24 protein-coding genes are annotated in these 23999 nt (G+C 41.0%); 14 read left to right on the top strand and 10 right to left on the bottom strand.

Features of this window, described 5'->3' with window-relative positions; genetic code table 11:
• Positions 1-238: 238 nt before the first annotated feature.
• The gene (locus tag K8F54_RS01410) at positions 239-1411 is read right to left on the bottom strand and encodes a proline dehydrogenase family protein (protein ID WP_290786005.1); all 1173 of its coding nucleotides are present in this window, start codon (positions 1409-1411) and stop codon (positions 239-241) included.
• A 71-nt stretch (positions 1412-1482) separates the two neighbouring features.
• Between K8F54_RS01410 and aroB the strand changes: the two genes are divergently transcribed.
• Both aroB and K8F54_RS01400 read left to right on the top strand, forming a co-directional pair.
• A complete protein-coding gene (aroB, locus tag K8F54_RS01405; RefSeq protein WP_290786003.1) occupies positions 1483-2562 on the top strand; it encodes a 3-dehydroquinate synthase in 1080 nt (359 codons plus the stop codon).
• A gap of 71 nt (positions 2563-2633) precedes the next feature.
• Positions 2634-2927, top strand: coding sequence for a hypothetical protein (locus K8F54_RS01400; protein WP_290786000.1), 294 nt, complete (start codon positions 2634-2636; stop codon positions 2925-2927).
• Between the two features lie 24 nt (positions 2928-2951).
• Here K8F54_RS01400 and K8F54_RS01395 read toward each other — a convergent pair whose 3' ends face one another.
• The 3 genes from K8F54_RS01395 to K8F54_RS01385 are packed head-to-tail and all read right to left on the bottom strand — an operon-like array spanning position 2952 to position 5163.
• Positions 2952-3470 (bottom strand): DinB family protein, encoded by a 519-nt coding sequence (locus K8F54_RS01395; RefSeq protein ID WP_290785997.1) that lies wholly within the window; start codon positions 3468-3470, stop codon positions 2952-2954.
• A gap of 5 nt (positions 3471-3475) precedes the next feature.
• Positions 3476-3958, bottom strand: coding sequence for a winged helix-turn-helix transcriptional regulator (locus tag K8F54_RS01390; protein ID WP_290785995.1), 483 nt, complete (start codon positions 3956-3958; stop codon positions 3476-3478).
• A 53-nt stretch (positions 3959-4011) separates the two neighbouring features.
• The gene (locus tag K8F54_RS01385; protein ID WP_290785992.1) at positions 4012-5163 is read right to left on the bottom strand and encodes a M14 family zinc carboxypeptidase; all 1152 of its coding nucleotides are present in this window, start codon (positions 5161-5163) and stop codon (positions 4012-4014) included.
• 294 nt (positions 5164-5457) lie between these two features.
• Here K8F54_RS01385 and K8F54_RS01380 point away from each other — a divergent pair, with 294 nt between their 5' ends.
• From K8F54_RS01380 to K8F54_RS01370, 3 genes are read left to right on the top strand one after another with little or no spacing between them, the layout of a single operon-like run.
• Positions 5458-5856 (top strand): helix-turn-helix transcriptional regulator, encoded by a 399-nt coding sequence (locus K8F54_RS01380; protein ID WP_290785990.1) that lies wholly within the window; start codon positions 5458-5460, stop codon positions 5854-5856.
• Positions 5857-5890: 34 nt separating this feature from the next.
• Positions 5891-6274, top strand: coding sequence for a DNA topoisomerase IV (locus K8F54_RS01375; RefSeq protein WP_290786252.1), 384 nt, complete (start codon positions 5891-5893; stop codon positions 6272-6274).
• A 51-nt stretch (positions 6275-6325) separates the two neighbouring features.
• Entirely contained in the window at positions 6326-7156 is an 831-nt protein-coding gene (locus tag K8F54_RS01370; RefSeq protein ID WP_290785988.1) for a TerC family protein, read from the top strand.
• 1 nt (position 7157) lies between these two features.
• On the opposite strand, the gene K8F54_RS01365 is transcribed toward K8F54_RS01370, so the two are convergent.
• The 3 genes from K8F54_RS01365 to ychF all read right to left on the bottom strand — a co-directional run bounded on the left by K8F54_RS01365 (position 7158) and on the right by ychF (position 12934).
• Complete coding sequence (locus tag K8F54_RS01365; protein ID WP_290785986.1) at positions 7158-9833, bottom strand: DNA gyrase/topoisomerase IV subunit A; 2676 nt, start codon at positions 9831-9833, stop codon at positions 7158-7160.
• Positions 9830-11683 carry a DNA topoisomerase IV subunit B gene (locus tag K8F54_RS01360; RefSeq protein ID WP_290785983.1) on the bottom strand — a complete coding sequence of 618 codons (1854 nt, stop codon included), beginning with the start codon at positions 11681-11683 and terminating at the stop codon, positions 9830-9832. The genes K8F54_RS01365 and K8F54_RS01360 overlap by 4 nt, the downstream gene beginning before the upstream one ends.
• 156 nt (positions 11684-11839) lie before the next feature.
• The gene (gene ychF / locus K8F54_RS01355) at positions 11840-12934 is read right to left on the bottom strand and encodes a redox-regulated ATPase YchF (protein ID WP_290785980.1); all 1095 of its coding nucleotides are present in this window, start codon (positions 12932-12934) and stop codon (positions 11840-11842) included.
• Between the two features lie 133 nt (positions 12935-13067).
• Here ychF and K8F54_RS01350 point away from each other — a divergent pair, with 133 nt between their 5' ends.
• Positions 13068-13547, top strand: coding sequence for a hypothetical protein (locus K8F54_RS01350; RefSeq protein WP_290785977.1), 480 nt, complete (start codon positions 13068-13070; stop codon positions 13545-13547).
• Here the strand turns inward: K8F54_RS01350 and K8F54_RS01345 are convergent.
• Both K8F54_RS01345 and K8F54_RS01340 read right to left on the bottom strand, forming a co-directional pair.
• The gene (locus K8F54_RS01345; RefSeq protein WP_290785974.1) at positions 13544-14341 is read right to left on the bottom strand and encodes an alpha/beta hydrolase; all 798 of its coding nucleotides are present in this window, start codon (positions 14339-14341) and stop codon (positions 13544-13546) included. The genes K8F54_RS01350 and K8F54_RS01345 overlap by 4 nt on opposite strands.
• Positions 14342-14344: 3 nt before the next feature.
• Entirely contained in the window at positions 14345-15205 is an 861-nt protein-coding gene (locus K8F54_RS01340; RefSeq protein ID WP_290785971.1) for an alpha/beta fold hydrolase, read from the bottom strand.
• A gap of 160 nt (positions 15206-15365) precedes the next feature.
• Here K8F54_RS01340 and K8F54_RS01335 point away from each other — a divergent pair, with 160 nt between their 5' ends.
• Together K8F54_RS01335 and K8F54_RS01330 are read left to right on the top strand one after the other, a co-directional pair.
• Positions 15366-18053 (top strand): TonB-dependent receptor, encoded by a 2688-nt coding sequence (locus tag K8F54_RS01335; RefSeq protein WP_290785967.1) that lies wholly within the window; start codon positions 15366-15368, stop codon positions 18051-18053.
• Between the two features lie 191 nt (positions 18054-18244).
• A complete protein-coding gene (locus K8F54_RS01330; protein WP_290785964.1) occupies positions 18245-18769 on the top strand; it encodes a hypothetical protein in 525 nt (174 codons plus the stop codon).
• A 72-nt stretch (positions 18770-18841) separates the two neighbouring features.
• On the opposite strand, the gene K8F54_RS01325 is transcribed toward K8F54_RS01330, so the two are convergent.
• Positions 18842-19192, bottom strand: a complete 351-nt coding sequence (locus K8F54_RS01325) for a 4Fe-4S dicluster domain-containing protein (protein WP_290785961.1) — start codon at positions 19190-19192, stop codon at positions 18842-18844.
• Positions 19193-19256: 64 nt separating this feature from the next.
• On the opposite strand from K8F54_RS01325, the gene K8F54_RS01320 reads away from it, so the two are divergent.
• From K8F54_RS01320 to K8F54_RS01295, 6 genes are all read left to right on the top strand, one after another.
• Positions 19257-20306 (top strand): acyl-CoA reductase, encoded by a 1050-nt coding sequence (locus K8F54_RS01320; protein ID WP_290785958.1) that lies wholly within the window; start codon positions 19257-19259, stop codon positions 20304-20306.
• Between the two features lie 69 nt (positions 20307-20375).
• Positions 20376-21443: a 3-phosphoserine/phosphohydroxythreonine transaminase gene (gene serC / locus K8F54_RS01315; protein ID WP_290785955.1), complete on the top strand. Its 1068-nt coding sequence runs from the start codon at positions 20376-20378 to the stop codon at positions 21441-21443.
• Between the two features lie 25 nt (positions 21444-21468).
• Positions 21469-22425 (top strand): D-2-hydroxyacid dehydrogenase, encoded by a 957-nt coding sequence (locus tag K8F54_RS01310; RefSeq protein WP_290785952.1) that lies wholly within the window; start codon positions 21469-21471, stop codon positions 22423-22425.
• Positions 22426-22470: 45 nt separating this feature from the next.
• Entirely contained in the window at positions 22471-23103 is a 633-nt protein-coding gene (locus K8F54_RS01305; RefSeq protein ID WP_290785950.1) for a DUF937 domain-containing protein, read from the top strand.
• A 116-nt stretch (positions 23104-23219) separates the two neighbouring features.
• On the top strand, positions 23220-23621 hold the full coding sequence (locus K8F54_RS01300) for a DUF6146 family protein (RefSeq protein WP_290785948.1): 402 nt from the start codon (positions 23220-23222) through the stop codon (positions 23619-23621).
• Positions 23618-23920, top strand: a complete 303-nt coding sequence (locus tag K8F54_RS01295) for a DUF6787 family protein (RefSeq protein ID WP_290785945.1) — start codon at positions 23618-23620, stop codon at positions 23918-23920. The genes K8F54_RS01300 and K8F54_RS01295 overlap by 4 nt, the downstream gene beginning before the upstream one ends.
• The last annotated feature ends 79 nt before the right edge of the window (positions 23921-23999 follow it).

The raw sequence follows: 23999 nt of genomic DNA, 5'->3' as shown, positions 1-23999 counted from the left end.
AAAAGCCTAAAATGCAATACTAAGTACTTGGTTATAAGCTACTTAAGCGCTTTCCGTCGTCTCGCATTTCAAGAATTACGACCTCTCATTCAAGAATTGCGTAAATCCTCGCTTGCGCATTCGCCAAAAAGCATCCAACTTTAGGTATTCTAATAAAATCAACTATGGGTTTTTGTAAATATAAACTGGGGAGTTCATTAAGCAGAAGCCCATTAGTTGACTTCTCTTTCCATACGGATTATAACCCCCTACGCGCCTTCTCCTTTTTAAGTAAGGTTAATTCACGACTCGTCTGTCCCGCCACCGAGGTGTTTTCTTCCGCGCGGCGTATTAGGTAGGGCATCACGTCTTTTACCGGGCCAAACGGAATATACTTGGCTACATTGTATCCTGCCTGCGCCAAATTAAAACTTATATGATCACTCATACCGTATAATTGTCCAAACCAAACCCGCGGATCATTTGTATCCAAGCCTTTTTCCTCCATTGTTTCCATGGTCAAATACGTACTTTCCTCATTATGGGTTCCCAGAAACAAGGAAATATCGTCTAAGTGTTCAAGAATATAGTTGGTAACGGCATCAAAATTAGCATCGGTGGCGGCTTTGTTTTTACAAATAGGTGTAGGATATCCCTTGTCTTCTGCCCGCTCGTTCTCCTTCTCCAAATACGCCCCGCGTACTATTTTGAAGCCTAACTTATATCCCTTGGCCTTGGCACGCATATGTGCCTTCTTTAAATAATCTAAACGATCCCAACGATAGCACTGTAATGTATTGAAAACAACCGGTTTTTCGGTGTTGTACTTTTCCATCATCTGCTCGCAAAGGCTGTCAGCGGCATCCTGCATCCAGGATTCTTCAGCATCTATCAACAAAGCTATATCACAATCGGAGGCAGTTTTGCACACCTTTTCATAGCGCTCGACTAGGTGTTTCCACTCGTTTTTTTCCGAATCAGTTAGCGATTGGGCTTCGCTCATTTTCTGCCAAATCTTAAGCCGTCCAAATCCGGTAGGCTTAAATACCGAAAAAGGCATAGCCGATCGCTTTTCAGCAAAACGCGTAAGCGAAACCACCATTTCCATGGTCGTGTCGAACTGACCTTCGTCTTCCTTGCCCTCCACCGAAAAATCCAAGACCGAATTCACATGTTCAGCTTCAAGCTGGTCCACCGTATTTAAACAATCTTTTTCATTGACCCCTCCACAAAAATGATCAAAAACGGTTGAACGAATAAGTCCTTCTACAGGTAGGTTTAAATTAAGTGCAAACTTGGTGGCAGCAGTTCCTATGCGAACCAAAGGTTCTTTAGAAATCATCTTAAACAAAAAATAGGCACGTTCTAGCTCAGAGTCACTTTTAAGCTTAAAAGCAACCTCCGTATTGTTGAAAAGATCTTTTGATATCATAAATTGAGAATAATGTGTACAAATATAGTTAGTTTTGATCTCTCTTTTAAAACTAATTACATTTCATCGCTATGAATACGAATACCGAAAATCGCGGAGCTGTTTATTGCAATGAGGACGTTTGGAGCATATTCGAATCCAACCTCCAAGCACTGCAGCCGTCTTCGATTTTTGTTTTGACCGATACGAATACGGAAAAACTCTGCCTTCCCTATTTTTTAGGCAAGATTCAGCCAACTATTCAATGGGAAGTACTTCAAATTCCCGTAGGAGAATCCCACAAAAACATCACTACCTGTCTTCAGCTTTGGTCAGCACTTTCCGAAAAGGGAGCCGACAGGAAAAGTCTGCTCATTAATTTAGGAGGCGGTGTTGTTACCGACCTGGGCGGCTTTGTGGCTTGTACATTCAAGCGCGGTATCGAGTTTATCAACATACCCACTTCCCTACTCGCCATGGTAGATGCTTCCGTGGGTGGTAAGAATGGTGTGGACTTGGGACATATAAAAAATCAGGTTGGCCTGATTAAAGATCCGTATTCGGTACTGATCGATACACACTTCTTACTAACGCTTCCGGAGGAGGAAGTTATTTCTGGTTTTGCTGAAATGCTCAAACACGGTTTAATTTCTTCAGAAGATTACTGGAATCGTGTAGCCCTTTTTGATGTTTCCAAAACCACCGAAGCGGCCAAACTTATCTGGGAATCTGTAGAAATAAAGCAAAAAGTAGTTGCTGAAGATCCCTTCGAAAAAGGCCATAGAAAAACACTCAATTATGGCCATACATTGGGACATGCTATTGAATCGCATTGTTTGACTTCAGCAGAAAAAAAAGCTCTATTACATGGCGAAGCTATTGCCATTGGGATGATTTTAGCAACCTATATTTCTTCTGAAATGATTGGTTTTCCGAAGGAAAAATTAGACCAAATAGCTCGTACAATTTTGAAGCATTTCGAGAAGATTTCCTTTGCTAAAAATGAGATTGACGCCATAATCGCATTGCTGAAGTTTGACAAAAAAAATGCTAACGGAAAGGTCCTTTTTGTACTGCTGAAAGATATTGGTAATTGTAAAATTGACTGTGAAGTAACTAACGACTTGCTTTACAAAGCTTTCGAGTATTATGAAAATTTAAAAAAATATTAATGCAAATTAATTTGTTGGTTTCTATTTTTTAGTAGTTTTAAAATCGAAAACCATCAACAGCCTCCAAGCTTATGAAACGAATAATAGTCGATTTTAAAAAACTCACCCCGGAAATACTCTCACTCCTCGTTGAAAAATATCCCGACGGATACGACGATGATCACGTAATAACCTTTAAGAATGCAAAAAATGAAACCGTAGAGGCTGTGGAAGTGCGCACCGATGATGCCATTTACTTGGTGAAAGTAAGCTCCCGATTAGAGATTAGCATGGCAAACTTTGATGAAGACGATTATGAAGAAGCCGAATTTACTGAGCCAATCGTTGAAATTCCGGATAAAAAGAAATTGGACGAAGAAGAATAAAAAAAGAGGCGATAGGCCTCTTTTTTAGTTTAGATATCTTTTTTGAATCACCTCTTTATGGTGTTTTTCATGCCCGCAGATCACGAAGCCCGAAGCTCGAACAGACATGACACTGTTATTTGCCTCTCCTGTTTTTAGCAAACTAGGCTTCGTAAAGCTCGAAAATAAAGCAATCGTCGCCTTGCGCACCGCATCGTATTCTTCTAATATATTTTGAATGGTTCGCGTATTGGCCATGGAATTGTTTGTGAATTCATTTTCGTCAAATCCGATCAATACTGCCCCCTCCGAACGAGCAAAGGTCATGGCGCGATAACAAAAAACACGTTCGGTGTCTATTAGATGAAGTAAGATCTCCTTGGGAGTCCATTTGCCGTCTGCATACCGGTATTCCAGCTTGTGGTCCGGGATTCCACTAAAAAATTGTTTCGTGGTCTGTAAGCCTTCCTGAAGCGCAGCTAGCAAGTTTGTATCTCCTACCCTATCAATATACGGTTTGTAATAGGGGTTGTATTCGGTGAGGGCTACTTCCGAAATTTTCATACCAACTATTTAATGTTCTTAAAAACAGAATGCATCAATCGCTTCTTATCGTTGATGCTTTCTTCTAATGAGATCATTGTTTCGGTACGCGTCACGCCTTCAATATCATCGATTTGATAGATTATCTCTTTGGCATGACTTGTATCTCTGGCTCGAATCTTACAGAAAATATTGAATTTACCGGTCGTCACATGTGCCACCGTCACATAAGGGATTTCATTGATGCGTTCCAGCACGAATTGTGTTTGTGATGTTTTATTCAGAAAAACACCCACATACGCGATAAAGGAATAGCCTAATTTTTTATAATCGAGGGTTAGTGATGAGCCTGTAATAATTCCGGCCTCCTCCATTTTCTTTACCCGAACGTGCACCGTACCAGCAGATATCTCTAGCTTTTTCGCGATATCGGTAAAAGGAGTTCTGGTATTCTCGATAAGCATATCCAGTATTTGATGGTCGGTCGCATCCAATTTAAATTTTGCCATGGTTGGAATGTTATTTTAGGCTGTAAAAATAATATGTTTTTATCAGAAAAAAACTATTTAACAGGGAAATAAACAACCGATTCGTTGTTTTCTGCAATTATTTTTACAACTTTCTCACCTACGCCAACGTTTTTTTGAGAATTTATCAAAATTATATTTCCGTTGCAATCCCTCTCATAATGACCTCGAAATCCATCTAAATTACCCATGGCATCAACTATTCCTTCAAACTGAATTTCATTTGAATCCAATACTTCAACGTATTGAATTGCTATGGAAGTAGGTTCACTTTTATGATTTATGCGAACATTTCGAAGAATAATGTCCTTAAAATTCACCTTGTTCTCAGGAATATGGAAATAGTCCTTATAAGTAACAACCGATTCAGTGGGTTTTATTATCTCAAACAAACTTAAGAACGCGTAGAAAATATATTCCCTTGTTTTTTCGCGGTGGTAATCCTTCTGAAAATGCCCGGCTTCGAATAGTATCGTAGGGACCTCGGCATTCTGAAAGGTATCACCCACACAGTTAATATTAAAAGCATCGTCATACCTACCTACCTGCCCAGGAATGAACTCCTGCAACAGCTGGTTCATTCTTACAATATGCTCCATGGCAGTTTTACGCCCCAAAGTCACACTACAATGTTCATCTGCCGCGGGCGCTAAAAAAGAGACCGTGGCCGGTAAACCGGAATCCAACCCATAAATAGTGCGTTGATCGTGCAGATTTAAACACAGTTCGGGTTGCACCAAATCGAAAACAGTACGTAAAACAACACTCTCTTTCTGTGAAAGATTTTGGGCATCGCGGTTTAAATCGATTGAATTCGCATTTTCACGTATATAGCGCTCGGCTCCGTCCGGATTGAGTATTGGTATAATAAAAAGTGTATACCGGTCTAAAAACACCCTTATTTCGTCTTGAAAATGGGTTTTCTGACTCAGAAACTTTAAAAAATCGAAGATTGCCTTGGTGGTGGTGGTTTCATTTCCGTGCATTTGCGACCATGCCAATACCTTCTTTTTGCCGAAACCTAATTTGATTAAAGGAATGTCCCGATGTTTTTCTGATTCTCCTAAAATTGAAATTTCATAAAAATTACGATATACATCCAGGAGGGGGAAAATGGATTCCAAGCTAACATAACGACCCCTGAGTTGAGGCTCAAAATGAGAAGCATACCACGAGGAGATGTTCATAGTTTTTCTGATGTGTCTACAAAGGTAAACATTGCGTTGTTTACATTTGTAAACATCTTTTTATGTTATTTTCGTATACTATTGTAAACAATTTACCGCTGAGCAACCCTGTACAGGTCGATAATGTTAACTCATTATATAAATTAGGACTTATTTAATTATTTTTCAATGTTTTAACATATCTTATATAAACTTTATATTGAATATATTTTACCGATATCGAATGTTTTTATTGTACATTCTGATATAATAATTTACATTTGTAAACGTTTTATGGTTTTAAGGTAAGTTACAATGGTAAACAGTGCAGATTTTGCAGAACGACTTCAAAAAATCCTAGATTTTTACGGATTGTCTGCCACTGCTTTTTCGGAAGAAATTGACTTTAATCGCTCTACTATTTCACATCTGATTTCGGGTCGAAATAAACCCAGTTTGGAATTCGTGATGAAGGTGGTGCAAAAATTTCCGGAGGTAGAATTGTATTGGTTGTTAAACGGCAAAGGAACTTTTCCGGCCGAAAATACCACATCCCCTCTTCCCACTATTAAAGGCTCTGAAAAACTAGCCAAACCGGAAATCCTCAAAAAAAAGGAAAATCTTTCACCTCAAGAGAAGGGAGTTAATCCTTCAGACATTGAACGAATCGTTATTTTTTACAAGGACGGTCGTTTTAAAACCTATGAAAATTGAGGATTTTCAGGAAATTTTCGGAAATTCGCAAAAAATGAATTACATGCGAATTGTTTCCGTGCTATGCACCCTTTTTTTTATGTTGAGTTGCTACCAGCCAGAGCGGAATTGTGAAAATTTCAGAACCGGGACCTTTACATTTGAGGCCATGGTAGGCACCGAAATCCTTACCACTACGTTTGAACGCAGCGATTCTCTTGAAATTGACTACTTTCGAGGAAAGGCGGACACCTCCTCGATTCGATGGATCAATGCGTGTGAGTATATTGTAAAAAAACGCCATCCTAAAAATCGTTCCGAAGAAAAAGCGATCCATATGAAAATTCTGACCACCAAGGCCGATACCTATGTTTTTGAATACAATATCGTTGGAGAAACGAAGAAACAAAAAGGAACTGTCCTCAAGGTAAAGGACTAACATACATTATTTCAGAAATAAAAGGAAGTATAAAAAACTAGACTGAACACCATGTTTGATATTTTATTTACTGCCGACGGGCTTGTAGCGTTTTTAACACTTACCTTCTTAGAGATCATTCTAGGAATCGACAACATTATATTTATCTCCTTGGCAGCAAGTAAACTGCCTCCAAAACATCAAAAAAAAGCGACAAATATTGGGCTTTTCCTAGCAATGCTCATTCGGATTATCCTACTTTTCGGTATCTCCTGGCTAGTCGCTATGGAAGCACCTTTTTGGCATATCAATCTGTCGTGGTTAAAGGCCGGCATTAGCGGGCAGGGAGTTATTTTATTTGTAGGTGGACTTTTCCTCCTGTACAAAAGCACCAGCGAGATTCATGAAAAAGTCGAAGACAAAGGGCATGACGAACGGCAAGTGAAGAAAGCTCGTACGACATCGTTGAATAAGGCAATTATTCAAATATGCCTTATTAATATTGTATTCTCATTCGATTCGATATTAACAGCTGTCGGGATGACCAGCGGAATTAGTCCTAATCCCACAGATGCATTAGTGATTATGGTGATCGCTGTTGTTATTTCAATACTAATCATGATGCTGTTTGCCGCACCAGTAGGCAGATTTGTTACTGAGCATCCAACGGTGCAATTACTCGGACTCGCTTTCTTAATTCTAATTGGATTCATGCTAATTACCGAAGGAGCCCACCTCTCCCATTTAGTGGTTTTCGGAAATGAAATTGGAGCGATTCCAAAGGGATATCTCTACTTTACCATTGCGTTTTCGTTATTTATTGAATTCCTGAACATGCGGTACCGCAAGACAACCAGTAAGATTGTATCGAGTGTGAAGGAGGAAGATGAACTTGATAACTGATTTAAAACAGCATGGTTTGACCCTCCTCGTCTATGGGAGGTTCGGGATCGCCTGATGCGTTCTTATGCTTTTCTGAAGTGTTTTCAGCAACCACATTTTCTTCATCAACCACGTCTATATCTTCAGCCGGAACAGGCGCTGGAGCTTCGTATAACAACGAATCCAATGCATTGATCTCTAATACTTTTTCTTTGGTCAACTGGTTGCCCATGGCTGTAATCCCTTTTACCGAAATAAATTCTTCAAGATTCACCTCCAGATTGTCCTTTCGCTCTTTACCGCGATCTTTTACAAAGACCACTTCGGCCATCGGGCGATAATCGGTAAAGACACGTTCTAAATACGATTTCGGGTGTTCTGTAATGATAGACTCGTCCCTGTCGGGGTTTTCAATTAAGAACCGCTTTACGTAGAACAACTCCTTTTCGCCTTCCCAATAGATGGCGGAAATAGGTTTCTTGGGATCCCATTTCTCCAAAACGATCATGTCGTCATCAAAACGCAGGCTAAGTTCGGGAATCACAGTCTTTACAATACCTTTCTGATTGATAATCAACAAGCGGTCTTCCTTGGTGAATTCACCCAATAACTCGCCGCGCTCGTCCACATTTAAGCGTTGGACCGTATCGTCGAACCAAATCTTACGCGGCTTTAACGTAGACAATCCTTTTTCCTTTAAATCAATTCGCTTTACCGTGTGTTTGGTAACAATATTTCCTTTGGAAGCACGCCCTTTCACTAGAACGTCTGCAAAATCCTGATCAAATTTCAATTTTTTAATACTTCCCGATTGACGGAGCAATACGGTAACCACTTCGGCCTCACCATTGGGATTTGCTGTAAAATAAAGCACTTTAGAGCCTTTATTTCCTGCCGTAAGATCGTATTCCTTATCTCTAGTGATAGATGTCACCGCAAAGCGCTTCACATAGGTAGCACCGCGAGGACCGTCCTTGTAGATCATATTGTAAATAGTGCGCTTGTCTTTCTTCTTAAACACTGATACGTGCAGGATTCCCTTACCCACAAAGGTCTTCGCATCGACCTTGGTCACCATCATGGTTCCATCTTCAGTGAAGACGATAATATCATCGATATCGCTACAGTCGGTGACATATTCATCGCGTTTTAAACTCGTTCCCACAAAGCCTTCGGCCCTATTCACGTACAACTTCGTATTTCGGATGACCACCTTGGTCGCTTCGATATCATCGAAGACCCGAATCTCACTTTTGCGTTCTTTCCCTGCGCCATATTCCTTTTTCAAACGCTTAAAATAATCGATGGCATATTCGATCAAGTTGTTCAAGTGATTCTTTACTTTTGCTATCTGATCTTCCAGCGAATCAATCTTTTGTTGCGCTTTGTCTATATCGAATTTTGAAATTCTTTTAATCCGAATTTCAGTAAGCCGTACGATATCCTCTTCGGTAATTGCACGCTTTAAATGTTTAATATGCGGTTGCAATCCCTTGTCTATTGCCGAAATAACGCCCTCCCAAGTTTCTTCTTCTTCTATATCGCGATAGATTCGGTTTTCAATAAAAATACGTTCTAACGAAGCGTAGTGCCACTGTTCTTCCAATTCATATAATTGGATCTCCAATTCACTTTTCAGTAGTTGAACCGTGCGATCCGTTGAACGTCGCAACATTTCAGAAACACCTATAAATAACGGACGGTTATCCTCAATAACGCATCCTAAAGGTGAAATAGAAGTTTCACAGGAGGTAAAGGCATACAAGGCATCAATGGTCTTGTCCGGGGAGATTCCGCCGGGTAAATGAATCAGGATCTCCACTTCAGCAGCTGTATTGTCCTCTATCTTTTTGACCTTGATCTTCCCTTTGTCATTTGCTTTTAAGATAGAATCTATCAAGGAGGAGGTATTAGACCCGAAGGGGATTTCGGTTATTACCAAGGTATTTTTATCCAACTGATTGATTCGCGCTCTGCTGCGTATCTTCCCGCCACGCAGTCCGTCGTTGTAGTTCTCAACATCTACGATCCCGCCCGTTGGAAAATCAGGGTACAAGGTAAATCGCTTGCCCTGTAGGTGTTTGACTGAAGCGTCTATCAATTCGATAAAGTTATGCGGAAGGATCTTTGTGGAAAGTCCCACCGCAATCCCTTCGGCTCCTTGCGTAAGCAACAAGGGAAACATGACTGGAAGGTTGATAGGCTCTTTTTTACGGCCATCATACGAGGCTTGCCAACTTGTAATCTTTGGGTTATAAACCACGTCCAAGGCAAACTTAGACAGTCGTGCTTCGATATATCGCGACGCAGCGGCACTATCACCTGTATAAATATTTCCCCAGTTTCCTTGGGTATCGATGAGTAAGTCCTTCTGCCCAATTTGCACCATGGCATCTGCAATACTGGCATCTCCATGGGGATGGTACTGCATGGTGTGCCCAACAATATTAGCCACTTTATTATAACGTCCATCGTCCAGATCTTTCATGGACTGCATAATACGCCGCTGCACGGGCTTAAAACCGTCTTCTATGGCAGGAACAGCCCGTTCTAAAATTACGTAGCTGGCATAGTCTAAAAACCAGTCACGATACATCCCGGTGACCTTGGTTATAGTATCGCCACTGGTATCTTCGTTTTCGCCTAAATAATCGGGAACGTCCTTTATTTCATCGTTCTTGTCAAGCTCCTCACTCATACTTCTTCCACTCTGTCCAATTCAACTTTTAGATTATTAATAATAAATTCCTGCCTGTCCGGAGTGTTCTTGCCCATATAAAATGACAAGAGCTCTTCAATACTCATCGATTTATCCAGCATGACCGGATCTAAGCGAATATCGGCACCGATAAAATGAACGAATTCATCGGGAGAAATCTCACCAAGGCCTTTGAACCGAGTGATTTCCGGTTTGGGTTTTAATTTTTCAATGGCGTTGATTCGTTCTTCTTCGGAATAGCAATAAATAGTTTCCTTCTTGTTTCTTACTCGGAATAAGGGCGTTTGTAAAATATACAGATGTCCTTCCTTTATCACTTCAGGAAAAAACTGAAGAAAGAAGGTGATTAATAGCAGTCGGATGTGCATCCCGTCCACATCGGCGTCGGTTGCAATCACAATATTGTTGTACCGAAGGTCTTCCAACGACTCTTCAATGTTTAAGGCCGCCTGTAATAAATTGAATTCCTCATTCTCATAGACTATCTTTTTTGAAAGTCCATAGCTGTTCAGCGGTTTTCCCTTTAAGCTGAAAACTGCCTGGGTATTGACATCCCGGCTCTTGGTTATACTCCCACTCGCCGAATCTCCCTCTGTGATAAACAGGGTACTCTCTAGGTTTCGTTCGTTTTTCAAATCGCCAAGGTGTACGCGGCAATCGCGGAGTTTTTTGTTGTGCAGATTTGCTTTTTTCGCACGATCCTTCGCCAGTTTACGTATTCCGGAAAGCTCCTTGCGTTCCCTTTCGGCCTGCATGATCTTTCGTTGGATCTTTTCGGCGGCTTCGGGATTCTTATGCAAATAGTTGTCGAGCTGTGTTTTTATGAAGTCATTAATAAAAGTCCTCACCGTGGGTAAATCTCCTCCCATATCGGTGGAACCGAGTTTTGTTTTGGTCTGACTCTCAAATACGGGCTCCATCACTTTGATAGAGATTGCCGAAACGATCGATTTTCGTACATCGCTGGCGTCGTAATTCTTTCCGTAGAATTCGCGTATGGTCTTTACCAAGCTCTCACGGAATGCCGCCAAGTGGGTTCCTCCCTGCGTGGTGTTCTGACCGTTAACAAAACTGTGGTATTCTTCGCTATACTGGGTTTTGCTATGTGTAAGGGCGATCTCTATATCCTCTCCTCGAAGGTGAATAACGGGATACAACATATCTTCGGAAGAAATATTATCCTCCAAGAGGTCTTTTAAACCGTTTTCAGAAAAGAACTTCTCCCCGTTAAAATCGATGGTCAATCCCGGATTGAGGTATACGTAGTTCTTCAACATTTTCGCTACGTATTCGCTTCGGTATTTGTAATTTTTGAAAATGGACTCGTCCGGAATGAAAACAACCTTCGTTCCCTTGCGCTTAGACGACTCTTCTATTTTTGAATCTTCCGTAAGTTCCCCCTGACTGAATTCGGCATATTTCAACTGATTGTCCCGTACCGATTCCACCCGAAAATAGGCCGATAGCGCATTCACGGCTTTGGTCCCTACACCATTGAGTCCGACAGATTTTTTAAAGGCACGGGAATCGTACTTACCGCCGGTATTCATTTTAGAGACTACATCCACTACTTTCCCAAGTGGGATTCCACGTCCGAAATCACGAACTTTCACCTCTTTGTCTTTTATACGAATCTCGATGGTCTTTCCGGCTCCCATGACAAATTCATCGATACAGTTATCGATCACTTCTTTGAGGAGGATATAGATCCCATCGTCTGGTGTTGAGCCATCACCCAGCTTCCCGATATACATACCGGGACGCATACGGATATGCTCCTTCCAATCCAGGGAGCGTATGTTCTCTTCGGTATATTTTGTTTCTGCCATAAAGTCTTGTGAATGGTCGATAAATATAGGGGTTCACCTACAAAATTGAAACCCAAATTGCCTAAAGTAATTAACAATTGGGAGTCTAAAATTGTTAGTAAGATTTGAAGCCCAAACTGAAGAAATAAGAAAGATTCTAAATCAGAAACTTAGCACTTATACATTAAATCGGAAGTGCATCACATCACCGTCCTGCACGACATATTCTTTGCCTTCTACCCCCATCTTTCCGGCTTCTTTTACTTTGGCCTCGCTGCCGTAGTTTACATAATCGGCGTATTTAATAACTTCAGCGCGGATAAAACCTTTTTCGAAGTCGGTATGAATCACACCTGCCGCCTGTGGTGCCGTAGCTCCTACCGGAATGGTCCAGGCCCGAACTTCTTTTACGCCTGCGGTAAAATAGGTTTGAAGGTTTAACAAATTATAGGCGCCTCTGATCAATTTGGCAGATCCCGGTTCTTTTAATCCCAGATCTTCCAAGAACATTTGACGTTCTTCAAAAGTTTCCAATTCGGTGATATCGGCTTCGGTACCAACGGCAAGTACAACTACCTCCGCATTTTCATCGGCAACCGCGGCTTTTACCTTTTCAACATAGGCATTACCTGTAGCAGCCGCAGCTTCATCAACATTACATACATACATAACCGGTTTATCGGTAATGAATTGCATCTGATCGATAAATTCTTCTCGTTCTGCTTCGGAAAGATTTATGGCGCGCACCGAAATCCCTGCTTCCAGTCCTTGTTTTACCTTATTGAGAGCGGCTTCTTCTTTGATTGCCTCCTTATTTCCGGTACGGGCCGCACGCTTTACTTTTTCAAGTTTTTTGTCGGCCGTGTCCAGATCCTTTAGTTGTAACTCAATATCGATGGTTTCCTTGTCACGAACCGGGTCTACACTTCCATCAACATGTACAATATTGTCATTGTCGAAGCAGCGCAACACATGTAAGATGGCATCGGTTTCGCGGATATTTCCCAAAAACTGATTTCCCAATCCTTCACCCTGACTTGCCCCCTTTACCAGACCGGCAATGTCAACAATCTCAACGGTGGCAGGTAAAACGCGTTCAGGCTTTACCAATTCCTCCAGTTTTACCAACCTACTATCAGGTACATTTACCACTCCAATATTTGGCTCAATGGTACAAAAAGGGAAATTCGCACTCTGTGCTTTTGCATTGGATAAGCAATTGAAAAGCGTTGATTTTCCTACGTTTGGTAATCCTACAATACCTGCCTTCATTATATTAAATTTTTAAGGCTGCAAATATACTGTTTTATAAAAACGTGGCATATGTTTTGTCATTACAATTCAGTAAATATTGATAGATTTTAAGTATTTTTAACAATCGATTTTAATTTAATAAAGTTTAGTCATGATAAAAAAAATTACCCTCACCGTATTAGCGTGTTTCGCAATCATTTTTTCGGGGCAGGCACAAGAAAATAAGACCATTAAAGAAGAAACCACTGTAAAGCGTGTTGTCAAGAAAGAAGGAAGCACAGTGATCGTACAGGAAGTAGAAAAAAAGAAAACTGAAAAGGGCGCTGTGATCGTTGCCGATGATGAAAACGTGAATCAGGAATTCAACGAGAATACCAAGAAAATAAAAGATGAGAAAGTATTGGTGGACGAAGCCAGTATCGATGAACAAAACGAAGCCTTGATAGCGGCAGAAAAAAAGCGACAGGAAGAAGAGCTTAAAAAGTCTGTGGAAGCCTCAAAATCCAAGGCAGCCGAAGAACGACGCATCTTAGAAGCTCAAAAGGCCGAGCGCGTAAAGGCCATGGAAGAAAACAAAAAGAAACTCGAAAAACGCGGTAAAGGAATCGTGAAATTGAAGAAGGACAACTAATCCAATATGCGTTCTATTGTTTCAGAATAGCTGCGAAAATCCTTCAAATTGTTGTGATTCCCATTAGGAATCTTGATAAATTCCAATTGTTCCGGAAGAATTAATTCCGAAAGCTTTTCGCCAGATGAAATTGGAACCACATCATCATTGGTGCCATGAAAAATCACAATGGGGCAGCCAACTTTTTTAATACACAGATTCGTGGAGAATTTATACTTCAACAACTTTTTGACAGGGAGGATTGGAAATCGGCTCTTGGCAACATCTTCCATATTGTAAAAAGGGGCTTCCAATAACAACATTTTAGGCGTATTCTCTGAAGCGATATAGGAGGCGATACTTGTCCCTAGCGATCGACCATACAGAATAATTTCACTTTCCGGAAAATCTTCCTTTATATGATCGTAGAACAACTGCGCATCGGCGAACAAGGCTTTTTCTGAAAGCTTACCCGTGCTTTTTCCGTAGGTGCGATAATCCATTACCAGCACGTCATAGTTAAACTGGGTAAAATAGCTTGTCACTTCACCCCATCGTGACAGATCGCCTGCATTTCCGTGAAAATAAAGCACTATGCCTTTCCGATTTTCAGTCGTAAAGTGAATTGCATTCAGTTTTGCTCCATCTGGGGCTGTAAGAAATAGTTCTTCGAAGGGCTCTTCAAAAGTGTATTCGTAGTCTTGAGCTAGCTTCGTGGGTAAAAAGATGAGTTTCTTTTGCATAAAATATAGTGATGATAGTCCAATGACAGCCAATATGCCTATCGAAAAAAGTGTAATCTTCAGCTGCTTCATTCCTTATTTTTTAGCCGAATGTTTTACGCGAAGACTCGTTGTGGAAAGGTCGATCTGACTTTCCTTGGCGACAAGTATTTCTTCAAGGATCTTGTGATATTCTTCAAAGTTGTTCAAGTTCTTATGCCCGCCATCAATCACCGGATATAGCCGTGTCTGCTTCGGTTTAATACGCGATAATTTTACACTGCTCTTAAACGGTATGAGCTTGTCGTTGGTCCCGTGTATAATCCGAATAGGACAATTTACATACTTCAGCCATTTATAAGTGGGCATTGGATAACGCAGAATAACCGATAATGGCATAAACGGCATATAACGACCTGTTACCTTGGTAAGGCTGTAATAGGGTGCATCCAAAATAAGTAACTTGGGATTGTTCATGGACGCCAGCTTGGTAGCAAATCCGGAACCTAAAGAACGGCCATATAAGATGATGTACTTTTCGTCAACGCGTTCTCGAATCGTATTATAAATGAACTGTAGATCGTGTTTAATAGCCTTTTGTGATCGTTTCCCGGTACTTTTCCCAAACCCGCGATAATCTACCATAATCACATCGTATTGATTTCTGGTAAAGTCTACGGCAAATTTACCCCATCCCTTAATACTCTTCGAATTCCCTTTTAAATACAATACTACGCCTAGCGGCTTTTTAACCCTAAAATGGAGTCCGTTGATGGTAGCCCCATCCCTCGTCTCCAGATTGTATTCCTCCACCACCTGGTTCTCATAAAAAAACTGGAAGTCGGATGGCAGCTTTTCTGGTTTAAACAAAAAGAATTCTTGCAAATAATACAATAACACACTTATGACTATATAAATAATCACTACAAGTATCAGTATGCTCCACCAAGCCGACATAAATTCCTTTTTTCTAAAAATACAAAAATAATTGGTTGATAAACCATCCAACCGAATGCTAATAACCCTGTTTATAAATAAGTAGGCTTGGGTTAAAAGTAAGTATTATTAAGTGTAGCTTTAGCTAAGCTTAACTATTTAGTAACTAATAACCCTACCCATGAAAAAAATTTCACTTTTATTATTTCTAGTGCTCTGCGGAACTGCGTTTTCGCAAAATACCGTAACGGGGACTGTGGTCGATGCCAACGGCATCGCCCTACCGTATGTAAACGTTGTTGAAAAAGGCACCGCCAATGGCACGATTACAAGCGACGATGGCGCCTATACCATTGAGGTGGCTGAAAACGCAACCCTTGTCTTCAGCTATATTGGCTTTACTTCACAAGAAATTGAAGTTGCCGGAATGACCGCTATCGATGTAACCCTAACAGAGGGTGAAGCTTTGGAGACGGTCGTTTTAGTTGGTTCTCGTAGTCCGAAAAGAACCGTGGTGAATACAGCCGTACCAATTGATGTTATCGATCTGGATGAGGTGACCACTCAGATTGGTAAAGTAGAGATCAATGAGCTGCTGCAATACGCTGCACCTTCATTTAACGCGAACAAGCAGTCGGGATCTGATGGTGCCGACCATATCGACCCAGCCTCGCTGAGAGGACTAGGACCCGATCAAACGCTCGTGCTTATAAATGGCAAACGAAGACACCAATCTTCCCTGATTAATATCTTCGGAACTAGAGGTCGTGGGAATACCGGTACCGACTTAAATGCGATTCCCGCTTCGGCCATCAAGCGTATTGAAGTCCTTCGGGATGGAGCAGCTGCCCAGTATGGTAGTGATGCGATTGCCGGAGTAATCAATATTGTATTAAAGGACAATATCGACAAATTAACAGGTAGCGTTAGTTATGGCGCGTACAGCACCAATGCAGACGTAGACACCAGTGATTTTCAAGATGGTGATTACGGTGTTTGGAACACGGACGGTTTCCGCTTAGATACCGATAAGGACGGAAACGCCATTGGAGAGGATAAAAATTTTGACGGAGGCTCCGTTAAAGTAGCGGCCAACTATGGCTTCGGAATTGGGGAACGAGGAGGATTTGCCAACTTCACTACCGAATATTTAAATAAAGAAAAGACCCTCCGCCCTGCTTTCGACTTCAGAAAAGGATTTGGAGAAGCAGCTATCGAAGGATTTAATTTCTTCGGAAATGCAGTGATTCCGGTAAACGACAATACCGAAGTCTATGCCTTCGGCGGAAGAAATTACAGAGACACCGATGCCTACGCATTTACCCGAAACGGAGGTGCACGTGTGGTTACCTCTATTTACCCAAACGGTTTTACACCAAGAATTACCTCTATCATTACAGATAACTCAGTTTCGGCTGGGGTACGTACCAAAACTTCGGGCGGATGGAATATTGATGTGAGTAATACCTTCGGAAAAAATAACTTCCATTACTATATCAAAGGAACGCTGAACGCCTCCTTGGAAGATGCCTCTCCTACCGATTTCGATGCGGGAGGACACAGTTTATCTCAAAATACGGTGAATTTGGATTTTTCTAAATACTACGAAGATGTTCTAAGCGGAATGAACCTGGCCTTTGGCGCTGAATACAGAACCGAGCGCTTTATGATTTTCGCAGGGGAAGCCGGCTCGTATGGTACTTTTGATGTAAATGGAGTCCTTATTACCGATCCCACCACTCAAACCCAGCCGATCGATCCGGATTCAAAAGAGGTACGCCCAGGAGGTTCACAGGGATTCCCCGGATACGGTCCTGCCAATGAGGTAGATCGAAGTAGATCTAATGTGGCACTCTATGTGGATGGCGAATTCGACCTTTCTGAAGCCTTTTTAATCAGTGCTGCGGGACGTTATGAAAACTATAGCGACTTTGGAAGCACCTTGAATGGAAAACTGGCGATGCGCTTTAAGGCGACCGATAACTTGAACGTGAGAGGTTCTGTGAGCACCGGCTTTAGAGCTCCATCCTTAGCCCAGATTTATTATAACTTACGATTTACCAATTTTATTGGTGGCGTTGCCAGCGACCAGCTCTTGTCGCCTAACAACAGCCCGGTGACCGCTTCCTTCGGAATTGGCCCACTACAAGAAGAGAAATCGGTAAATGCCAGTTTAGGGGCAACCGCTAATTTCTCCAAGTTCACAGCGACTGCCGATTTGTACTATATCGACGTACAGGATCGTATTGTATTGACGGGGAATTTCCCCGCTCCGGATCTTCCGGCGGTAGATTCGGCCCAATTCTTTGCCAATGGTGCCGATACCGAAACCACCGGATTGGACGTGGTGCTTTCGTATAATGATAATATCAACGACAACCGAATTGGGGTGTCTTTATTGGCCAACTTCAACAATATGGTGATCAAGGAGGTGAAGAACGGTGCGTTGGACGAACAAACCTTCTTTGGAGAAAGAGACAAAGGCTTTTTATTGGCCTCGGCTCCCGAAAGTAAGATCTCCGGAAACCTAACCTACGGCCGTGATTGGTTTAATGCGGCCTTTACTGCAACGCGCTTCAGCGATGTGGAATTATTAGACTTTCAGGTTTTTGAAGATGCTGCTGATTATGGTGGTTTTGCAAATCAAATTGCTGCTGCGACCGATACCTATACCGCCAAGTTTGTATTCGACCTAAATCTTGGTTTCGATCTAAGTGAGAATCTCAGGCTAAATGTGGGTGGCAATAATATTTTTAATGTGTACCCAGACCAGCAAGACGATTGGACTGAAGGGGGAGGATACTGGGATTCAGTTCAGATGGGCTTTGGAGGAGCGTATTACTACTCCCGATTGAATTTCAGCTTTTAACGACCATTCTTAACCTACAATGGTTCCGAAAAGCCCGCTCTAAATTTGGAGTGGGCTTTTTATATTAAGAACATTTATGATAAAACACGTTAAATCCTCTAAACTTTGGCAAAGTATTATTAAAACATTGTCGCTAATTAACTTTTGACTTGATTAGATTTAAAATATACTAATATTAAAAACACACCAAAATGAAAAAGATATTGATTGTACTAGCTTTTGCGGCGTTTTCTACCGCATTCGCACAGGAAAATATAAATGAAAAGACCGAAACAACAGTTACCAAAACGAGTGTAAAGGACAGTAAAGGAGTGGATGTTTCAACAAAGGCAATTACCGAAACCGAAAAGCAATCCATCGCAATAGAGGGACAAATAGACAATGTGAATTTCAATACCTCCCTCGCACCAACTACCGTTAATACCTCTGTGAGGTATAATAATGAAGGCACCAATTATATGTTCGAAAATCATAAGAAAGGTTATAGAATGGTTGCGCTGACTGATGATACTAAAGATAATTTTGCGGTATTAAAGCCCACGTCGAAAGATGGCTATTATATACTATCACAAAAGGGCGATAGTTCTTTTGGGTACTTTGATAAAAATGGTGACTTTGTTGTAGAGTACTATGACGCGGTAAACGATGTTATGATCAGTACCGTGTACAAGATCCAGGTGAAAGAACAAACAATGGTCAAAAAAAATAAGATGTAGTCTTACATAAGACCTAACAAAAAACGCTTCGGGAAATCCGAAGCGTTTTTTTTATGAAGTATACTTCAAATACTATTTGTTGTGCATAAATGCCTGTTTTGCTAAGAGTGTTTCTTCACTTTCCACATTATCTTCATCGGGGATACAACAATCTACCGGGCAAACCGCTGCACATTGAGGCTCATCGTGGAAGCCTTTACATTCGGTACATTTATCGGCTACTATAAAATAAATTTCATCACTTATAGGCTCATTGGTTTCATTGGCATCTACTGCTTTTCCATTCGGTAAAACCACCTTCCCGCTAAGGTCGGTACCATCTGCATACCGCCAGTCGTCGGCTCCTTCATAGATTGCCGTATTAGGGCATTCCGGTTCACAAGCACCACAGTTAATACATTCGTCTGTTATAATAATTGCCATCGGATTTTCTTTTTCTAACTTTGCCGCAAATTTAATGCCTATAAAGGGCATCTCCAAACTTAGTATGCATTTACAACAAAGAATTAACGCATTTACCGAATTGGGCAGGTTTTTAGGGCAATTCGGCTTAGAACATATCAAAAAACAGGAAGGAATTCTTCAAAATGACAACTTTTTTGAAGGGATGTTGCAACTTTTGGATACCGCCGAACATTACAATGGGTGGTTTACCAAAAAGAATGTCCAGTTTGCTTGTAAAAGTTGGTATGAAGCCCTTTCAGAAAAAAACATGCATCGATGGGTCTCTCAGTATACTTTTTCTGAAACCAAGCCGAAAACAGTAGCCATTATTATGGCCGGAAATGTCCCACTGGTAGGGTTTCACGATTTTCTTTCGGTATTGCTTACAGGAAATAAGGTATTGGTAAAATTATCATCAAGCGATACCCAGTTACTCCCCTTTCTTGCCAACTATTTGGTCGCTATTGAACCTGCTTTTAAAGAGGCTATTTCTTTTTCCGAAGAAAAACTAGTAAATTTCGATGCTGTTATAGCGACCGGCAGCAACAATACAGCGCGTTATTTCGATTACTATTTTGGTAAATACCCACATATCATTCGTAAGAACCGAAATTCGGTTGCCATTCTCACCGGAAGTGAAACTTCTGAACAATTGGAAGCCTTAGCGAATGATGTATTTCGATATTTCGGATTGGGTTGTAGGAATGTTTCGAAAATTTTTGTACCCCAAGGCTATCACTTTGATGCCTTTTTTAACGGAATGTACGCTTGGAAAGAGATTATTAATAACAACAAGTATATTAATAACTACGATTATAACAAAGCGGTGTACCTAATGAGCAATTTGGACTTATTAGACAATGAATTTATGCTGCTGAAGCAAGACGAAGCCTACGCCTCTCCAATAGCGGTGCTTTTTTATGAGTATTATCGCGACATCGAGACTTTAACTGAAAAGCTTCGTGCTGACAGTGACCAAATTCAATGTATTGTTTCCGAAGATCATATTCAATTTGGCGCGGCACAATCTCCACAATTATGGGACTATGCCGATGGAGTTGATACTGTAGCCTTTTTGTTGAAATTATCTTAATAAAATATCAATTATTTAGTCCATTTTGCTAGCAGAATTTACATCTTTGCACCGTAATAATTACATGTCATGAAAAAACACAATTTTAGCGCCGGTCCATGTATCTTACCGCAAGAAGTTTTGAAAAAAGCATCGGAAGCTGTTATTAATTTTAATGGTTTAGATCTTTCATTAATTGAGATCTCCCATCGCAGCAAGGATTTTGTAGATGTTATGGAACAGGCTCGTGAACTGGCATTGGAGCATCTTGGACTTCAAAACAAGGGCTATAAGGCATTATTTTTACAAGGAGGGGCCAGTTTAGAATTTCTTATGGTAGCGTTTAACTTATTGGAAAAGAAGGCTGCTTATTTGAATACCGGCACCTGGTCTGATAAAGCGATTAAAGAAGCTAGATTACTTGGAGAAGTTGTTGAAGTTGCATCCTCTAAAGATGCTAATTTCAACTACATACCGAAAGGATATACAATTTCCAACGACGTCGATTATTTCCACTGCACCAGCAACAATACCATCTTCGGAACTCAAATGCATGAATTTCCAGAAACAACTGTTCCTTTGGTATGTGATATGAGCAGTGATATATTTTCCCGCGTTTTGGACTTTTCAAAATTCGATCTTATTTATGCAGGAGCTCAAAAAAATATGGGTCCGGCAGGAACAACGCTGGTGGTCGTTAAAGAAGAAATTTTAGGTCAGGTTTCACGTAAGATTCCATCCATGCTGGATTACAGCGTGCATATTAGCAAGGACAGCATGTTTAATACACCGGCCGTATTTCCTGTATACGTTTCCATGCTAACCTTAGTCTGGTTAAAAGAATTAGGCGGGGTGTCAACCATTGAAAAAATTAACAAGCAGAAGGCAGCACTCCTTTATTCCGAAATTGACCGAAATCCATTATTTCAGGGCTTTGTTGCCAATAAAGAGGATCGTTCCAAAATGAACGCAACCTTTAATCTTACAAGAGCAGAACTAAAGGAACCATTTGACACAATTTTGAAAACAGCAGGAATCAATGGCTTAAATGGTCATAGAAGCGTAGGAGGCTACAGAGCGTCCATGTATAATGCGTTACCTGTGGAAAGCGTTCAGGTATTGGTCGATACATTGAAAGAATTAGAAAGAATTGCATAATCACAATTGATATTAAAGAGTAAACATGAAAGTATTAGCAAACGACGGGATTTCACAAAGCGGGATTGATGCCTTAGAGAAGGCGGGGATTGAAGTGATCACTACCAAGGTAGCGCAGGAACAACTCATCAATTTTATCAACGAACATCAAATCGATGTAGTTTTAGTACGCAGTGCCACACAGGTCCGTAAAGAGGTAATCGACGCCTGTCCTAGTTTAAAAGTTATAGGCCGTGGTGGGGTTGGAATGGACAATATTGACGTGGCCTATGCTCGGGGAAAAGGATTACATGTGATTAATACTCCGGCGGCTTCTTCAGCTTCGGTAGCCGAGTTGGTTTTTGCGCACTTATTTGGAGGTGTACGGTTTTTGCACGATGCCAATCGCAACATGCCTTTGGATGGAGATAGTCGCTTTAAAGATCTCAAAAAATCGTATGCGCAAGGCAGTGAACTCCGTGGAAAAACTATTGGTATAATTGGTTTTGGCCGCATTGGCCGTGAGGTTGCAAAAATTGCGCTGGGTTGTGGTATGAAAGTAATTGCTAGTGACAATCAGGTGGGTGAAGCAGACATTACGCTAGATTTCTACGACGGGCAGCAGGTTACCTTAAAAATAAAGACGGCACCCGTTTCAGAATTAATTCAACACAGTGACTTTATTACGCTACACGTACCTGCTCAAAAAGAGTATGTAATAGGCAAAAAAGAAATTGAACAAATGAAGGAGGGTGCAGCAATCATCAATGCAGCTCGTGGTGGAATTATAGATGAAGTGGCTTTAATTGAAGCGCTGGATAGTGGGAAACTTTCTTTTGCTGGGTTGGATACCTTCGAACAAGAACCAACCCCTGCGGTTAAAGTACTCATGAATCACAAAATATCTTTGAGTCCGCATATTGGTGCCGCTACCGGGGAAGCCCAGGACCGTATAGGGACTGAGCTGGCGCAACAAATAGTCTCAATTTTAAAGCCGGCTTAATTTAATAATTTCATATATTGAACTACAATTTTTAAAACAAATACAATGGCAGGATTACTGGATTTATTAAATAGTGATTTAGGGAAACAATTAATTAGTGGTGTGAGTAATGAATCACGTCAACCTGAAGATAAAACCGCAGCGGTAGTGTCAATGGCCCTACCTCTGTTAATGGGCGCTATGAAGCGCAATGCGTCATCACCCGATGGTGCCGCCGGATTAATGCATGCCCTTAATAGTAAACATGACGGGAGTATACTCGACAATTTAGGAGGTCTTTTTGGAGGCGGCGTTAATGAGGATGTGAAAATTGATGGTTTAGGTATCTTAGGGCACGTATTAGGTGGATCTCAGGACAATGTTGTTGGGGCCATTTCAAAAAAATCGGGAATGGACAGCGGCACGGTAATGCAAATACTCTCTGTATTGGCGCCCATTGTATTAGGATATCTCGGAAAGCAAAAACAACAGCAAAATGTGCAATCTCAGTCCGGACTTGAAGGCTTACTCGGTGGCATGTTAGGTGGTGGAAGAAGGCAACAACAAAAACAACAAAGTCTAATTGAAACACTTCTGGACGGTGATAATGACGGTAGTGTAGTTGATGATATTGCAGGAATGGTGTTAGGCGGAGGTAAAAAGAGAGGCGGATTATTGGGCAGTTTATTCGGAAGATAATTTTTGAAAACCATATACTTAAAAAAGGCTGCGTTTTACGTGGCTTTTTTTGTTAAAGACGGTTAAAGAAGTCTCCTGAAACTGAATAGTTTTGTAACTTTATAAAAATTTGCATCATGAAATATATAGTAGCATTTTTAATCGTCGCATTGGGAGTGTATAGCTGTGATTCAAGCAAGTCGGTTATACAGGGAGATCCCTCCGCGAGCGCTTCAGACACCTTACGTATTGCCAACGATAGCTTGGAATACGAGATATTGATCATAGAGCCCGGATTTGATTCCTGGATTCATTCGCAACCACCCCGTGGCTATTACGGTGTGGATTATCTGGAAACAAGAAATTACCAATACGTTTTGGAATATAACAACCGCGTGTACAATAGATCTTATTCCTCGATATTGTATCCTCAGGAAATTAATTACGACCCAAACATACATTATGGACTGGAAGTGAATTACTTATTGTACAATTACTTCAAATACTTTGAAGAAAAATACAAGCAGAAACTCAGGTGAATAAATTAAAACAGCGTTGGAATATTGAATCCAATTGGCAGCTTTTTATAATTTTTTTGGTGTTTGCTATTACGGGAAGTACGTCGGCTAAATTTGCCGCGCCTGTAACAGATCTGGTCGGAATCACAGCCGACATGGGATGGTATGTGTATTGGCCGGTTCGGATATTGATTATTTTTCCGTTATATCAAGTGCTGCTGGTGCTTTTTGGATGGCTATTTGGTGAATTTCAATTCTTTTGGAATTTTGAAAAGAAAATGCTTCGCGGTATGCGATTGGGCTTTTTAGTAGGTGAATAGATGTATTGTAAAAGCAACATACTTAAAATTACGTCGGCAGTTGTACTAACACTGGCACTTCTCTTACCCGCTGCCGTTC

It is taken from the genome of Altibacter sp. (genome assembly GCF_019913785.1).
Classification (GTDB): domain Bacteria; phylum Bacteroidota; class Bacteroidia; order Flavobacteriales; family Flavobacteriaceae; genus Altibacter.
This window is presented reverse-complemented; position numbering and strand designations above follow the sequence as displayed.